Origin of the sequence: Rhodobacter sp. JA431, assembly GCF_900217725.1 — a bacterium.
GTDB lineage: Bacteria > Pseudomonadota > Alphaproteobacteria > Rhodobacterales > Rhodobacteraceae > Rhodobacter > Rhodobacter aestuarii.
Genome location: NZ_OBMP01000001.1, coordinates 217,388 through 232,036, shown reverse-complemented (window position 1 = coordinate 232,036; position 14,649 = coordinate 217,388). Strand labels below are relative to the sequence as shown.

18 protein-coding genes are annotated in these 14,649 nt (G+C 61.4%); 14 read left to right on the top strand and 4 right to left on the bottom strand.

The window, feature by feature from the left end; translation table 11 throughout:
- Window positions 1–216: 216 nt before the first annotated feature.
- From CRO18_RS00845 to glmM, 4 genes are all read left to right on the top strand, one after another.
- A complete protein-coding gene (locus tag CRO18_RS00845) occupies window positions 217–891 on the top strand; it encodes a cell wall hydrolase (RefSeq protein WP_249275960.1) in 675 nt (224 codons plus the stop codon).
- A gap of 90 nt (window positions 892–981) precedes the next feature.
- Window positions 982–1,896, top strand: coding sequence for a dihydroneopterin aldolase (locus CRO18_RS00840; protein WP_076484216.1), 915 nt, complete (start codon window positions 982–984; stop codon window positions 1,894–1,896).
- Window positions 1,897–1,944: 48 nt separating this feature from the next.
- Window positions 1,945–2,961 (top strand): dihydropteroate synthase, encoded by a 1,017-nt coding sequence (gene folP / locus CRO18_RS00835; RefSeq protein WP_097080730.1) that lies wholly within the window; start codon window positions 1,945–1,947, stop codon window positions 2,959–2,961.
- On the top strand, window positions 2,958–4,304 hold the full coding sequence (glmM, locus tag CRO18_RS00830; protein WP_097080729.1) for a phosphoglucosamine mutase: 1,347 nt from the start codon (window positions 2,958–2,960) through the stop codon (window positions 4,302–4,304). The genes folP and glmM overlap by 4 nt, the downstream gene beginning before the upstream one ends.
- A gap of 3 nt (window positions 4,305–4,307) precedes the next feature.
- Here the strand turns inward: glmM and CRO18_RS00825 are convergent, their stop codons facing one another.
- Together CRO18_RS00825 and CRO18_RS00820 are read right to left on the bottom strand one after the other, a co-directional pair.
- Window positions 4,308–4,676: a hypothetical protein gene (locus CRO18_RS00825; RefSeq protein WP_097080728.1), complete on the bottom strand. Its 369-nt coding sequence runs from the start codon at window positions 4,674–4,676 to the stop codon at window positions 4,308–4,310.
- Between the two features lie 59 nt (window positions 4,677–4,735).
- A complete protein-coding gene (locus tag CRO18_RS00820; RefSeq protein ID WP_170952514.1) occupies window positions 4,736–6,022 on the bottom strand; it encodes a DUF2254 domain-containing protein in 1,287 nt (428 codons plus the stop codon).
- A gap of 256 nt (window positions 6,023–6,278) precedes the next feature.
- On the opposite strand from CRO18_RS00820, the gene CRO18_RS00815 reads away from it, so the two are divergent.
- Window positions 6,279–6,899 (top strand): hypothetical protein, encoded by a 621-nt coding sequence (locus CRO18_RS00815; protein WP_097080726.1) that lies wholly within the window; start codon window positions 6,279–6,281, stop codon window positions 6,897–6,899.
- Between the two features lie 62 nt (window positions 6,900–6,961).
- Here the strand turns inward: CRO18_RS00815 and ilvC are convergent, their stop codons facing one another.
- Window positions 6,962–7,984 (bottom strand): ketol-acid reductoisomerase, encoded by a 1,023-nt coding sequence (gene ilvC / locus CRO18_RS00810; RefSeq protein WP_097080725.1) that lies wholly within the window; start codon window positions 7,982–7,984, stop codon window positions 6,962–6,964.
- A 126-nt stretch (window positions 7,985–8,110) separates the two neighbouring features.
- Between ilvC and CRO18_RS00805 the strand changes: the two genes are divergently transcribed.
- The 6 genes from CRO18_RS00805 (at window position 8,111) to ureC (ending at window position 12,308) form a co-directional block, all read left to right on the top strand.
- Window positions 8,111–8,569 (top strand): Lrp/AsnC family transcriptional regulator, encoded by a 459-nt coding sequence (locus tag CRO18_RS00805; RefSeq protein WP_076484278.1) that lies wholly within the window; start codon window positions 8,111–8,113, stop codon window positions 8,567–8,569.
- The gene (locus CRO18_RS00800; RefSeq protein ID WP_076484209.1) at window positions 8,566–9,024 is read left to right on the top strand and encodes an Lrp/AsnC family transcriptional regulator; all 459 of its coding nucleotides are present in this window, start codon (window positions 8,566–8,568) and stop codon (window positions 9,022–9,024) included. Before CRO18_RS00805 ends, CRO18_RS00800 begins: the two co-directional genes overlap by 4 nt.
- Window positions 9,025–9,162: 138 nt before the next feature.
- The gene (locus tag CRO18_RS00795) at window positions 9,163–9,975 is read left to right on the top strand and encodes an urease accessory protein UreD (protein WP_097080724.1); all 813 of its coding nucleotides are present in this window, start codon (window positions 9,163–9,165) and stop codon (window positions 9,973–9,975) included.
- A 9-nt stretch (window positions 9,976–9,984) separates the two neighbouring features.
- On the top strand, window positions 9,985–10,287 hold the full coding sequence (locus CRO18_RS00790) for an urease subunit gamma (RefSeq protein WP_097080723.1): 303 nt from the start codon (window positions 9,985–9,987) through the stop codon (window positions 10,285–10,287).
- Between the two features lie 9 nt (window positions 10,288–10,296).
- Complete coding sequence (locus CRO18_RS00785; protein ID WP_097080722.1) at window positions 10,297–10,602, top strand: urease subunit beta; 306 nt, start codon at window positions 10,297–10,299, stop codon at window positions 10,600–10,602.
- Window positions 10,602–12,308: an urease subunit alpha gene (gene ureC / locus CRO18_RS00780; RefSeq protein ID WP_097080721.1), complete on the top strand. Its 1,707-nt coding sequence runs from the start codon at window positions 10,602–10,604 to the stop codon at window positions 12,306–12,308. The genes CRO18_RS00785 and ureC overlap by 1 nt, the downstream gene beginning before the upstream one ends.
- Before the next feature lie 5 nt (window positions 12,309–12,313).
- Here ureC and CRO18_RS00775 read toward each other — a convergent pair whose 3' ends face one another.
- A complete protein-coding gene (locus CRO18_RS00775; RefSeq protein ID WP_097080720.1) occupies window positions 12,314–12,655 on the bottom strand; it encodes a hypothetical protein in 342 nt (113 codons plus the stop codon).
- A gap of 78 nt (window positions 12,656–12,733) precedes the next feature.
- On the opposite strand from CRO18_RS00775, the gene CRO18_RS00770 reads away from it, so the two are divergent.
- From CRO18_RS00770 to ureG, 3 genes are read left to right on the top strand one after another with little or no spacing between them, the layout of a single operon-like run.
- Window positions 12,734–13,243 carry an urease accessory protein UreE gene (locus CRO18_RS00770; RefSeq protein WP_097080719.1) on the top strand — a complete coding sequence of 170 codons (510 nt, stop codon included), beginning with the start codon at window positions 12,734–12,736 and terminating at the stop codon, window positions 13,241–13,243.
- On the top strand, window positions 13,230–13,871 hold the full coding sequence (locus CRO18_RS00765) for an urease accessory protein UreF (protein ID WP_097081087.1): 642 nt from the start codon (window positions 13,230–13,232) through the stop codon (window positions 13,869–13,871). The genes CRO18_RS00770 and CRO18_RS00765 overlap by 14 nt, the downstream gene beginning before the upstream one ends.
- Window positions 13,868–14,494 (top strand): urease accessory protein UreG, encoded by a 627-nt coding sequence (ureG, locus tag CRO18_RS00760; protein ID WP_097080718.1) that lies wholly within the window; start codon window positions 13,868–13,870, stop codon window positions 14,492–14,494. The genes CRO18_RS00765 and ureG overlap by 4 nt, the downstream gene beginning before the upstream one ends.
- The last annotated feature ends 155 nt before the right edge of the window (window positions 14,495–14,649 follow it).

Here is a 14,649-nt window from a genome sequence, read left to right as displayed (position 1 = left end):
TTACCTTTAGTCGCATTTCTGTGAGAAAACTGCGAGGGGCGGTTGATTTTGCGCGGATTTCCGCCACTTTTGTGGGCGGAAATTGCCCGCGCCATTTCGCTTTATAGACAAGGTAACTTCCTTTCGCTAAGCCCGCCCGGTCGCGGCTTAGGCCGGGGCGTTTGACCTTATCGAAAGAAGACCATGTCAGTGCTGAAAAGCTGGGCGGGGGGCGCAATGATCCTCTTGGCTCTCGCCTCAGGCTCGCGTGCCGATACGACGGTAAGCCAGTCGAATGATCCGACGGAGATCGCGGAGCAGGGCCTGATGGCGCTCCTGTTCCAAGAACGTGTGGCGCTTGAGACGGTTTCCGCAGAGCGGGCCGAGGCGCTGACCACCGCGCCGAGAGCCCCGCGTAAAGCGTCGCTCTGGCCTTGGGCGCGCAAAAAAGATGACCCGCCGGCGCAAATTACAGCCGCTTGGCTGGAAGCGCAGCCCGCGCCGAAAGGCGGCGAGCAGTTTCAATGCCTTGCCAATACGCTGTATCACGAAGCGCGCGGCGAGGGGATCGCCGGGCAAGTGGCCGTGGCCGAAGTGGTGCTGAACCGCGTCGATGATCCGCGGTTCCCGCGTTCGGTCTGTGGCGTGGTCAATCAAGGCAATTCGCGTGGCTGCCAGTTCAGCTGGACCTGCGATGGCCGTTCGGACCGGATTCGCGACCGCGCCGCTTGGGATCGTGCTGCGCGCATTGCACGTGCGATGCTGGATGGCGCGCCGCGCAATTTGACCGATGGTGCCACCTTCTTCCACACCCGCGCCGTGCGCCCTTCGTGGTCGCGCCGGTTTGAACGCACCGTGCGGATTGGGGCGCATACCTTCTATAAACGCCCCGCGCAGACGGCGGGCGGTTAAGCGCGAGGTCGCAAGAGCGGTCGCAAATGACGTTTCGGGGTGGGCTTCGGTCCGCCCCCTTTCTATATCAGGGGGCAAAAAGGCGGCCCGATGACATCCGACACTTCCCTTGCCTTCGCCCATCCCGAGGAGCGCGCGCTTGCCTCGGCCCCTGCCGATCCGCGCGACCGGATCAGCTTGCGCGATCATGTGGTCGAGGCTGATATCGGCGCGTTTCAGCAAGAGCGTGGCCATAGCCAGCGGCTGAATTTCAACGTTGTGGTCGAGGTGCGGCCAGCGTCCGGTCCGCTGGACGACGATGTTGACCGAATCCTTTCCTATGACCGGATCACCGAAGCGATTGCGGCGGAGCTTGCCGCCGAACGACTCAACCTTTTGGAAACATTGGCCGAACGTGTGGCGGAGCGGATCTTGCTTGAGCCGCGTGCAATGCGGGTTTTCGTGCGGATCGAAAAGCTCGACCGTGGCCCCGGCGCGCTGGGTGTGGAGATCGTGCGTGCTCGCGCCTCGGCCCCGGTGCAAGCCTTGCATGAAGATGATGCCGCACTGCACCCGGTGGTGGCTTATCTCTCCAATGATGTGATTGCCGCGCCGGATCTTTCGGCCCGACTTGATGCGCTCGCGGCTTCGGGCGCGCCGGTGATTCTGGCGGTGGGTATGCCCGAAGGCGTGCCACCCGAAACCGGCCATCGCCCGACCCAGCGCCGGATTGACCTTTTGGCGATTGAGCAAAACGCTTGGGTGCTGGCGGCGCGCGACCCGCGCTGCGTGGTGGTGGCGACCCGGACCGAGATTGATTGGGCGATGCGCCATGGGCAAATGCTGGTTTGGGCGCCCTCGAAAATCGTGCTGGATGCCGTCGATGGCCCCAAGGGCGCGGTGCGCGAAGCGGGCAATCTGATCATCTGGCTCGCCGAACAACTGGCAGCCGTGCGGTTGGAACTTCACGGCGATGTTTCAGCCCCGGCGGGAAGTCGCGTGCCGGTTCAGACTGTCGCGCGTTAACGCTTCCTTAGCCTTGCCATTGGCGGTCTTGCGCGCCAAGACAGGCGCATGACGCTCTATTATCGACCAATTGCGCAAACCGATCCTTGCCGCCCTGCGGGGGCGCTGACGCTGGCTGGTGGCTGGTGCTGGTTCACCCATGTCGAGGTGCTGACCCGCGCGGGCAGCCAAGGGCTGATAGCTGCCGCTGATCTGCCTGAAGATGTGCTGGGTCGCCTCACCGCTCCGCGTGCGCCACTGGCCGGGGTCTCATTTGAGCGCCCCTCGGTCATGGGCATTTTGAACGTCACGCCCGATAGCTTCTCGGATGGTGGGCGGTTCGATGCGCCCGAAGCCGCGCTTGCCCAAGCACAAGCTTTGGCGCAAGCCGGGGCCGATATGCTGGATATCGGTGGCGAATCCACCCGCCCCGGTGCTGTAGAAGTCCCGGTGGCGGAAGAAATCTCTCGCACTGCTCCGGTCATTGGGGCCCTGCGTGCGCAAGGCTACGGCGCGCCTATCTCGATTGATACGCGCAAAGCCCCGGTTGCCAAGGCGGCTGTCGAGGCGGGCGCGGGGCTGGTGAATGATGTCTCCGCCATGCTTTTCGATGCCGATATGGCGGCGACGGTCGCGGCCACTGGCGCCGCGCTATGCCTCATGCATGCGCAAGGCACGCCCGCCACGATGCAGGCCGCGCCCAGCTATGATGACGTTCTTCTGGATGTCTATGATCATTTGGCCGCGCGTTTGGCCGTGGCCGAGGCCGCCGGAATCGCGCGTGCACGCATCATGCTCGACCCCGGCATCGGCTTTGGCAAAACACTCGAGCATAATCTGGTGCTGCTGCGCGGGCTGAGCCTGTTTCACGCGCTCGGCTGCCCGATCTTGCTGGGCGTTTCGCGCAAACGGTTCATTGGCACCATCGGTGGGGCGGAGGCGGTAGATGCCCGCGCGCCGGGCACTTTGGCGGTGACGCTTGCGGGGCTTGCCCAAGGCGCGCAAATGCACCGGGTCCATGATGTTGCCGAAATCGCCCAAGGCATCCGCCTTTATAACGCAATAACAAAAGGGTACGAGCAATGACGCGGAAGCTTTTTGGCACCGATGGGGTGCGTGGGGAAGCCAATACCGCCCCGATGACCGCCGAACTGGCCCTGCGCCTTGGCGCTGCGGCGGGGCGCTATTTCCGCCGTGATGGCCGCAACGGCCACCGCGTGGTAATTGGCAAAGACACGCGGCTTTCGGGCTATATGCTGGAAAACGCGCTGACCGCTGGGCTGACCTCTACCGGGATGAATGTGCTGCTTTTGGGGCCGGTGCCGACGCCTGCTGTGGGCTACCTCACGCGCTCGATGCGGGCTGATTTGGGGATCATGATCTCGGCGAGCCACAATCCGGCGAAAGACAATGGTATCAAGTTCTTCGGCCCCGATGGCTTCAAATTGTCCGATGAGGCCGAGGCCGAGATTGAAGCGATTGTGGCCGGCGAAATTCGCCTCGCGCAACCGCAAAACATTGGTCGCGCCAAGCGGATTGATGATGGCCTTGGCCGCTATGTCGAATATGCGAAAACGACCTTCCCGACGCGTGATAGCCTTAAGGGGCTGAAGGTCGTGGTCGATTGCGCGCATGGTGCCGCTTATAAGGCGGCCCCGCAGGTTTTGTGGGAACTGGGTTGTGATGTGATCCCCGTGGGCGTGGAGCCGAATGGCCTGAACATCAACGATAAATGCGGCTCGACCTATACCCAAACCGCAGCAGAAGCCGTGGTGGCGCATGGGGCGGATCTTGGCATTTCGCTGGATGGCGATGCCGACCGGGTGATGATCATTGATCAAAACGGCATGGTTGCCGATGGCGATCAGATCATGGCGCTTTTCGCCGCGCGTTGGGCCGAGGCGGGCAAGCTGCGCGGCAATGCGCTGGTGGCGACGGTGATGTCCAACCTTGGGCTTGAACGTTTCTTGCAAGGGCGCGGTTTGGGGCTTGAGCGTACGGCTGTGGGCGACCGTTATGTGGTTGAGCGGATGCGCGCGGGCGGCTTCAACCTTGGAGGGGAGCAATCGGGCCATATTGTGATGACCGATTACGCGACCACGGGCGATGGGCTGATGGCGGGGCTGCAATTCTTGGCTGCAATGGCCGAGACAGGCGCGCGCGCCTCTGAATTGACGACGCAATTCGAAACCGTGCCGCAAATGTTGAAAAATGTACGGTATCAGGCGGGTCAGGCGCCGCTTGAGGCCGAGAATGTTCAAAAAGTGATTGCGGCGGCCGAGGCTTCAGTGGCTGGGAAGGGCCGGATTTTGATCCGCAAATCGGGTACCGAGCCGCTCATTCGGGTGATGGCCGAATGCGAAGACGCCGATCTGCTGGCGCAGACGGTTGATGGTATCGTTGCGGCGGTGGAACGCGAAACGGCCTAAGACTTAAAGCGTGGCGGCGGTGTAAAGTGCGTAAAGCGCCATGCCCGCCGCCAGCGCCATGCCTGTGATGGGCCAGCCGCCACGCGCCCCGATACGGAGCAGCGCTTGCGAAACGGCGAGGGCCCAAATTCCATAAAGCCCAGAGATCACTTTCAAAAACGGGATCATCGCAGCGGTGGCTTGGGCGTAGAGCAACCCCGCAACCAACACTACGGCGGGGACGACAAACATCAAAACGCCAAAGAGGCCGAGCCAGAACGTATCGCCAAAGCTCAGTCGGCCCGAGATCAGATCACCGAACCAGCCGGGGGTGAAGATCTTGGCGCGCTCAACTTCCAGCGCTTCCAGTTGCTTTTGATCAAGTTCGCTCATCCGCCCCTCCTGCGATTTGTCGCGACCCTGCCGCAAAACGCCTGTTCCCGCAACCGGGCTCAGGTAGCGCGGCCAAGAGGGTCGTCCGGTAGGCGCCGCGCATGCAATTGCGCATTAAGCGCGTGCAAGGTGTTCTTATCGTCGTCCAAAACGAGTGCTGCTTCGGCCAGCGCCAGCGCTCGATCAGAGAGTTTTAGCGCCTCGGGGCCGAAGAGCGCCGGATCAATATCGTATAGCGCCATCAGCATTTTTTGCAGCCGGATCTGCACCTCGATCAGCCCGGCCCCGTCGCGCGCAATCGCGGCAAAGGCATCGGTCATCATATCGCCAAGGCTCAGTTCCGCGACCGAGAGGCTGGGGTAAATCAGCTCCGGTTCGGGGCGGATGTGCCAGTGCGCAAGCACCCGCACCTGCCGCCCCAAAATACCGATCGCCGTGCCCGGGTCATTCACCGCAGGCGACAGCGCGCGCGAGGCGACCTCTGAGAGCGCCAAAATGCCAAAGCGCGGGTCTTGCTCATAGGTGCGGGTTTCCGCCACAACGAAGCGCGAAGCAATGAAGCGCTCGGTCTTCTCATCCAGCGTTTTGTCCCCCAAAACATGGGCAACGGGGGCTCTTTCATGCACGAAGTGGCCGGGCAAAACGGTGATGGCAAGCCGCACGCCTGCCAATTTGGCACCCTGTTCGAGCCCTTTCATATCAAGGGTTTGCAAATATCCTGTGGTGGGCGCGCGAATGATATGGCCAGGTGTGGCAGCCTCGGTCAGGCTCAGCCGGTGCCCGCCCAAAAACGGGTTGGCGAGCCTTTCTTGCAAGGCTGCCGTTGCGGCGGTTTCGAGCCGCGCAAGCGTATCGCCGAGCCGCCCGAAATCGGCCAAATGCCCGATCCAGCGCACCAGTTGCACCACCACCGCCGTCACCACGGCGAGCGTGACGATGAACAGGACGAGCCGACCGGAGGCATCATAAACGCCACTTTGTAGTCCGATCAGCCCTGCGAGCGCAAAGATGAACACCCCCATGAAAGTGGCAAGCACCGACCGCGAAACGTCATCTTCTTGCAAAAGCTTGATCGCGCGCGGTGTGGCAGACCCGGCCGCCGAGCCAAAGGCCGAAAGCATGATTGAGAGCGAGAAGGTGGTGACCGTCAGCATTGATGACGCAAGGATTTGCAACAGCGTGCCGACCGAGTCTGCGCCAATCTTCAGACCCAGATCAGCGGGTAGGAAGGGTTTGGCCAGAACCGCGCCTGCTGCCGTGGCCAGCCCCAAGGCGGCAAAGGCGGCAATCGGCACCCAGATCTGCCGAGAGATCTGGCGCAGGTTCCATTTCCACAAAGCGCTCATGGTCTCTCCGGGTTTGTGGTCCGCTTCTATCTTTATACATGGCGCGGAACGGATGCAGAAAAAGGCTGGTTTTGTCGCCAAATTGACGAGGTTCGCCCCGATTAACATTGAATAAGTGATTTTTGCCGGTTTGGGGGCGCGAGGCTCCCCCGATGTCGCGATGATAAAGCCTCGTTCGATTTGCCCGTCCGCACGCAGAATCGGCATTTTTTAAGCTATGCTGGGAAGCGAAATCGGAGGATGGAGGATCCCAGAGATGACGGCCTTGGCCTTTTCCAGACTATCGAAGATCGCCCCAGACCCTTGGCATGTTGCCCATCCAGGGGCTGGCAACATTGGGTACACCTGCCATATGGCGGCGATGCATTGGGCGCAGATGGCGCTTGGGGCCTCGCAGATGCGGGCGAATGAGATTGTGGGCGTGTTCACGCGCCTGCATTGCCCGGGATGCAAAGCCAATGGCAGTGGTGTGCACACCTCGGTGTCCACCACAGCCTATGGGCACTTGTTTTGCCGCCGTGCGGTTTTGATTCCGGATCGCAATTCCCTGCATGGCATGGTCGAGGTGGGCGACGTGCTGATTGCGGGATTGGCCGCTTGGCCCATGCATACGATGGTGCTGCGCCAAAAGCGCGGAGCCGGTCATATCACTGTGCGCGGGTTCAATAATTTGGGCACGCTTGGCACCGGCGAACGCGATCGCTACGACCCTGTTTCCCACAACATCACGCAAGACAAATACTGGAAGGATCCGGCGGCTGGCCTGTTTGGTCGAGGCGCCGCGCCGCTTTGCGTTGTGCGCCATGCGGATTTTATGGAGGCGTCGCGAATGCTGCGCGATGAGGCGATGCGTACTGGCGCTGTGGCCGCGCATTAATGACATAGCAAACGGGGGCGAGCCATGGCCCGCCCCCGTTCTTTTCAAGGAGGAAAACTGAATTAGTTGCGCTCTTTGTCGACCATTTTGCCTTTGGCGATCCAAGGCATCATGGCGCGCAGTTCGGCACCGACTTTTTCGATTTGGTGCGCATCGTTGTTGCGGCGGGTCGCTTTGAACGAGGGTTGACCCACGGCGCATTCTTGCATCCAGTCGCGGACGAATTTGCCGTTTTGGATGTCGGTCAGCACGGCTTTCATGCGGGCTTTGGTTTCGTCGTAGGGCAGAACGCGCGGGCCCGAAACGTATTCGCCGTATTCGGCGGTGTTCGAGATCGAGTAGTTCATCGTCGCGATGCCGCCTTCGTAGATCAGGTCGACGATCAGCTTCACTTCGTGCAGGCACTCGAAATAGGCCATTTCCGGCTCGTAACCGGCTTCCACGAGGGTTTCAAAGCCCATGCGGATCAGTTCGACAAGGCCACCGCAGAGCACGGCTTGTTCGCCGAACAGGTCGGTTTCGCATTCTTGACGGAAGGTGGTTTCGATGATGCCCGAACGGCCACCGCCGATGGCGGAGCAGTACGAAAGCGCAACGTCCATCGCTTTGCCGGTCGCGTCGGTGTCGACGGCCACGAGGCAGGGCACGCCGCCGCCTTTGACATATTCGCCACGCACGGTGTGGCCCGGGCCTTTCGGTGCCATCATCACCACGTCAACGCCGGGTTTCGGCTCGATCAGGCCGAAATGCACGTTCAGGCCGTGGGCAAACGCCAAAACGGCGCCTTCACGGATGTTGTCGTGGATGTATTTTTTGTAGGTTTCGGCTTGGAGCTCGTCGGGCATGGTGAGCATGATCACGTCGCACCAAGCGGCGGCTTCGGCGATGCCCATCACGGTCAGGCCTTCAGCTTCGCATTTTTTCGCCGTGGCGGAGCCTTCGCGCAGCGCGACGACAACGTTTTTCGCACCACTGTCGCGCAGGTTCAGCGCGTGGGCGTGGCCTTGGCTGCCGTAGCCAACGATGGCGACTTTTTTGTCCTTGATCAGGTTCACATCGCAATCGCGATCGTAATAGACGCGCATGGCGTTCCTCCATTTATCCGATGCCGCAACAATAGGCAGCCTGCAAAGAGGATGCGTTCTTTATTTGTAAAAATTGGGGTCATTCGGTAAAAGTCATGCTCAAGAAACTTGATTGGCGAAAATATCATGCAAGTAGATGATGTGGATCGGCGGATCTTGCGGCAGATGCTGGCCGCGCCGGGGTTGGCGCGTGCAGAATTGGCCGAGCGGGCAGGGGTGACGCCCGCGAGCCTGTGGCGGCGGCTGGAAAAGCTGCGCGCGGGCGGGGTTATTCGGGGGGAAGAGGCGGTGATCGATTGGCGCAAGCTCGGCTGGGAAGTCGAGGTTTCCTTGCGTTTCACGTTGGAAAAGGCGCATCCGCGCGCCTTTGATGAATTCATCGCGGCTGCCCGCGATGTGCCCGAAGTGATTGAGATACAGACCTTTACCGGGCAAACCGATGTGCGGCTCAATGTGATTGCGCGCGATATGGCGCATTATCAAGAAATCTACCGCGCGCAGATTCTGGCGCTCCCGCATATCGCGGATATGGATTCGCTGATGCTGATCTCTACGCTCAAAGACAGTGCGGAGCTGCCACTATGATCGCGCTGGATGATACCGATCGTGCGATCTTGCGGGCGCTTTCCGCCGATGCAGGGCTTGGGGCCGGGGAGTTGGGGCGGCGGCTTGGTCTTTCGCAGCCCGCCGCATGGCGTCGGGTGAAACGGCTTGAAGATGCGGGCGTTTTGGCGGGGCGGCGACTGGTGTTGGATCTGCCCGCTTTGGGCTTTGGGGTGACCGTGTTTCTGGGCGTGAAGCTGGCGATCAAAGGGCGGATTTCTTTCGAAGATTTTGAACGCGCGGCGCGCGCCATCCCAGAGGTGCAGGTGGTGCAGCACGTGTTGGGGCGGTTCGATTATCGGCTAAAAGTGGTGGCGCGTGACATTGCGGATTTTGAGCGGGTGCTGCGGCGCCGGATCATGACCTTGCCGGGGGCGGGGCAGATCGAGGCCAATGTGATGTTGAGCGAGGAGCGGCGCCCCGGCCCCTTGGGGTGATTCATTGTTGCGTATTTTTTGCGCAAGTGGCTGTAAAGTTGGGCGCGTTTGGTCTGGCCGCCTTCTTGCTGGCCCCTGCTGTCGCGCGGGGCATGGACGCTGCCCCCTCCCTTGCGTCAGATCGGCCCGGAGGTTTTGATGTTCGACACCGCGCGCCCCGTCCGCCATCAGCGCAGCCACGGCCATGCCGCCGTGGGGTTTGATGCTGGGCGGCTCACCACGCTCCGCCAGCAAGGCTCGGCCAAGGCGCTGTTGCCGCATGTGCGCGGCGTGCCGGAGGTGGTGTTTCTGAACACCTCGGGCGGGCTGACCTCGGGCGATACACTCCATTATGGGCTTGATCTTAAAGGCGGCACGCGGGCGGTGGCCACAACGCAAGCGGCCGAGCGCGCTTATCGCGCCGATGCCGGGGCTGCCAAAGTGCAAGTTCTGCATCAGGTCGGGCCGGGGGGCTGGCTGGATTGGCTGCCGCAAGAAACCATTCTCTTTGACCGTGCCAATCTGGCGCGCGAAACCACTGTTCAACTCGCCTCTGATGCGGGCTGTTTGCTGCTCGAGGCGGTGGTTCTGGGCCGCGCCGCAATGGGCGAGGTGGTGCGGGACTTGCAGTTTTCCGACATGCGCCGAATTGAGCGCGCCGGAAAACCAGTATTTTTTGAGCCTTTCTTGCTCAATTCCAACATTCTTGCCAAAGGTCCGCGCTCTGCGCTCTTGGGCCCGGCTCGTGCCTTTGCAACGCTAGTGCTTTGCGCACCGGGGGCTGAAGATGCAGTGGGCGCGGCACGGGCAGTGCTCAACGAACCGGGTGTCGAGGCGGCGGCCTCGGGCTTTGATGGCAAATGCGTGGTGCGGCTTTTGGCCGAAGATGGCTGGCCGCTGCGCAAACAAATTCTGAAACTGATGAATGCGTTGCGCCGGGGCAGCCCGCCGCCGCGCGTCTGGCAAACCTGAGGAAAAGCGATGAACCTGACACCGCGCGAAAAGGAAAAGCTGCTGGTCAGCCTTGCCGCTATGGTGGCGCGCAATCGGCTGGAGCGTGGGGTGAAGCTCAACCACCCCGAAGCCATTGCGATCATTTCGGATTTCGTGGTCGAGGGCGCGCGCGAGGGGCGCTCGGTTGCGGATCTGATGGAGGCGGGCGCTGGGGTCATCACCCGCGATCAATGCATGGATGGCATCCCGGAAATGATCCATTCGATCCAAGTCGAAGCCACCTTCCCCGATGGCACCAAGCTTGTCACCGTTCACCACCCGATCCGCTGAGGTAAGCCGATGATTCCCGGAGAAATCTTCCCCGCCGATGGGGATATTGAACTGAACAAAGGCGCCGAGACGATCACGCTGATGGTGGCCAATACGGGCGACCGCCCGGTGCAGGTGGGCTCGCATTACCATTTTGCCGAAACCAACCCCGGCCTGAGCTTTGATCGTGAGGCCGCGCGCGGCTACCGCCTTGATATTGCAGCCGGAACCGCCGTGCGGTTTGAACCCGGCCAATCGCGCGAAGTGCGCCTTGTGCCGCTTGCGGGCAACCGCCGGGTGTTCGGCTTCAACGCCAAAGTGATGGGGGATCTCTGATGCCGAGCCTGATTTCGCGCGCAACCTATGCCGATATGTTTGGCCCCACCACGGGCGATAAGGTGCGGCTCGCCGATACCGATCTGATCATTGAGGTGGAAAAAGACCTCACCACCTATGGAGAGGAGGTCAAATTCGGCGGCGGCAAAGTGATCCGTGATGGCATGGGCCAAAGCCAAACGCCGCGTTCGGGCGGGGCGATGGATACCGTCATCACCAATGCGCTGATCTTGGATTACACCGGCATTTACAAAGCCGATGTGGGCCTGCGCGATGGCAAAATCGCGGGCATCGGCAAAGCGGGCAACCCCGATACCCAGCCGGGGGTGACGCTGATCATCGGGCCGGGCACGGAAATCATTGCCGGGGAAGGGAAAATCCTGACCGCAGGCGGGATGGATGCACATATCCACTTCATCTGCCCGCAACAGATCGAAGATGCGCTCGCCTCTGGCATCACCACGATGCTGGGCGGCGGCACGGGTCCCGCGCATGGCACGCTTGCCACCACCTGCACGCCCGGGCCGTGGCATATTTCGCGGATGCTGCAAAGTTTTGAAGCCTTCCCGATGAACCTTGCGCTCGCGGGCAAGGGCAATGCGTCGCTGCCCGAAGGGCTTGTGGAGCAGGTGAAGGCAGGCGCTTCGGCACTGAAATTGCACGAAGATTGGGGCACCACCCCTGCGGCGATCGGCAATTGCCTGAGCGTTGCCGACGATATGGATGTGCAGGTGATGATCCACACCGACACGCTGAATGAGTCGGGCTTTGTGGAAAACACGCTCGCCGCTTTCAAGGGCCGCACGATCCACGCCTTCCATACCGAAGGGGCAGGGGGCGGCCACGCGCCCGATATTTTGAAGGTCGTCTCGGCGCAAAACGTGATCCCGTCTTCGACGAACCCGACCCGGCCTTACACCAAAAACACGGTTGAAGAGCATCTCGATATGCTCATGGTTTGCCACCACCTTGATAATAAGGTGCCCGAAGACGTGGCCTTTGCTGAAAGCCGCATTCGCAAAGAAACCATCGCGGCAGAAGATATTCTGCACGACATGGGCGCGATGGCGATCATTTCGTCTGACAGCCAAGCCATGGGCCGTGTGGGCGAGGTGATCATTCGTTGCTGGCAAACCGCGGATAAAATGAAAAAACAGCGCGGGCGCTTGGCTGAAGAGGTCGGTGAAAACGACAATATGCGCGCGCGCCGCTATGTGGCGAAATACACGATCAACCCGGCCATCACCCATGGCATGGCCGATCACATCGGCTCGGTCGAGGTGGGCAAACGCGCCGATCTGGTGCTCTGGCATCCGGCCTTTTTTGGCGCGAAGCCTGAAATGGTGCTGATGGGCGGCGCGATCGTGGCGGCGCAAATGGGCGACCCGAATGGCTCGATCCCGGCGCAGCCGTTCTACACGCGGCCGATGTTTGGGGCCTTTGGCAAAGCACGTTTTGCGAGCTGCGCGACTTTTGTGTCTGCTGCGGCAGAGGCTGAGGGCGTTGCGGGCAACCTTGGGCTTGAAAAGCAGGTGTTGGCGGTGGCGAATACCCGCAAGATCGGCAAGTCGGATATGAAGCTCAATACCGCGACGCCGCACATTGAGGTGCACCCCGAAACCTATGAGGTGCGCGCCGATGGCGAGTTGCTGACCTGCGAACCGGCAGAAAGCCTGCCGCTCGCGCAGCGCTACTTCCTGTTCTAAGGGGGTTAAAGGCTAGCGAGGAACCGCGTGCGCGGTGTGGCGCGCGCGGGCACCTCGGCGGCCTCAAGGGGGACAGTGACCGTGGCGGGGCCTTCGCGCAAGACGCGGCGAACCTTTTCGCGGCTGTAAGCCGGGTCGAGGCGGATCTCAGAAGGCAGAAGCCGGGGATCAAACACACGCTCGCGCCGGGTTGTAAGTGTGGCCTTGTGCATGGTGGCGATCTTCGGCAAGGCGGTGTCGCGCAGCACGATTTCGCTCAACTCTGCCTCGCGCAGCCGCAGTCGCGCGATTTCGGCGCGGATTTGGGCGAGTTCCTCGGCGGGTGAGGGGGCGGCAGTGGCGGTCATGGCGGGCTCCCGGGCTGGGTGAACGCCTCTCAGCTTGCCGATTCATGTTTAAGAAAGCTCTAAAGGCGGAGAAAAACCATGACGATCACGCAACGCGCCACGAAGGTTTTGGCTGCGGGAAGCTGGTCTGACGCGGCGGACTATGTGGCGCTGGATTACGAGGGGCGTTTTTTGCGCCGCAAACGGCTGGTCGCGGCCTCTGGCGCCGATTTTCTGGTCGATTTGCCCGAGGTGGTGAACCTGACTGGCGGCGAAGCTTTCGCGCTTGAGGATGGTCGGCGCATCGAGGTGCGTTGTGGGCTGGAGCCAGTCTTGGTGATCACCGGCGATCTGACGCGGCTCGCGTGGCATATCGGCAACCGCCATACGCCCTGCCAGATTGAAGCGGGGCGGCTGGTCATTCGCGATGATCATGTGCTGGAGGCGATGCTGAAAGGCCTCGGCGCCAAGGTCGAAAAACGCATGGAGCCGTTTCGCCCGGAAAGTGGCGCCTATGGCACGGGCCGCACGATGGGCCACGACCATGGGGGGCATGATCACGGCCACAGCCACGCGCATGGCCACGGCGGGTTCCATGTCCACTCCTGATCTGGCGCTTTTAAGCCTTGTGCAATGGCTTTCGCCCGCGTTCCCAACCGGGGCCTTTGCCTATAGCCACGGACTGGAGCAGGCGGTCAGTGAAGGGGAGGTCACGTCAGAGGCTAGCTTGTTGGAGTGGCTGACGGACATTTTGGAGCATGGCGCGGGTTGGAATGATGCGGTGCTTTTGGCCTGCGGGCTGCGCGGCGAAGATTTAGGCGCGCTGGCCGATTTGGCGCGCGCATTGGCTGGCACCGCCGAGCGGCTGAAAGAAACCGAAGAACAAGGCGCGGCCTTTGCCAAGGCGCGGGCCGAAATGACCGGGGGCAGCACAAATGCGATGCCTTTGCCCTTGGCGGTTGCGGAAGCTGCGCGCGACTTGGCCCTTCCGACAGAGCAGGTGATCACGCTTTTCCAACATTCCTTCGCCTCGAACCTTGTCTCTGCCGGGGTGCGCTTTGTCCCGTTGGGGCAAGCGGCGGGGCAACGGGTTTTGGCGGCACTACATGGCCCAATTGCCCAAATCGCACAACGGGCGGCCACGGCAACGGCCGCGGATCTGGCCCAAACCGCCTTTCGGGCTGAACTTCAATCAGCCGCGCATGAAACGCTGGATGTAAGGATCTTCAAGACATGAGCAATGGACCTTTGCGCGTTGGGATCGGTGGTCCCGTCGGCTCTGGCAAAACCACGCTGACTGAACAGTTGTGTCGCGCCTTGGCGGAGCGGTGTTCGATGGCAGTGGTGACGAATGACATCTACACCCGCGAAGATGCCGAAGCGCTGATGCGCGCCCAAGTGCTGCCCGCCGCGCGGATCAGGGGCGTGGAAACGGGGGGCTGTCCGCATACCGCCATTCGCGAAGATGCCTCAATCAACCTCGCAGCGATTGCGGAGCTCACAAAAGAGATTCCCGACCTCGATCTGGTCTTGGTGGAATCCGGGGGGGATAACCTTGCCGCTACCTTCAGCCCAGAACTCGCCGATCTGACGATTTATGTGATCGACACTGCCGCCGGGCAGGACATTCCGCGCAAGCGCGGGCCGGGGCTCGCGCGCTCCGATATGCTGGTGGTCAATAAAACCGACCTCGCGCCCTATGTCGGCGTGGACCCGGTGCTTTTGGAGGAAGACACCAAACGCGCCCGTGGCGCGCGCCCCTATGTGATGGCGCAGCTTAAAAACGGCTCCGGAATCGACCAAATTGTCGCATTTCTGGTGCAGGAGGGCGGATTGGAGCTTGCGCCGATTCCTGCGTAGCGACGCAAGGGCTGTGCCAAATCTGTTAATTTCTCGCCCGAGCTTTGCGCAAGGCTCGGGCATTTGCTTAAATTACGCGCAAATTCTGGTCTTGGCCTCTTCCCTGCTTGATCGCCAACTTGCCGCGCCGCAGCGCCTTCGGTCTTCTCTGTCAC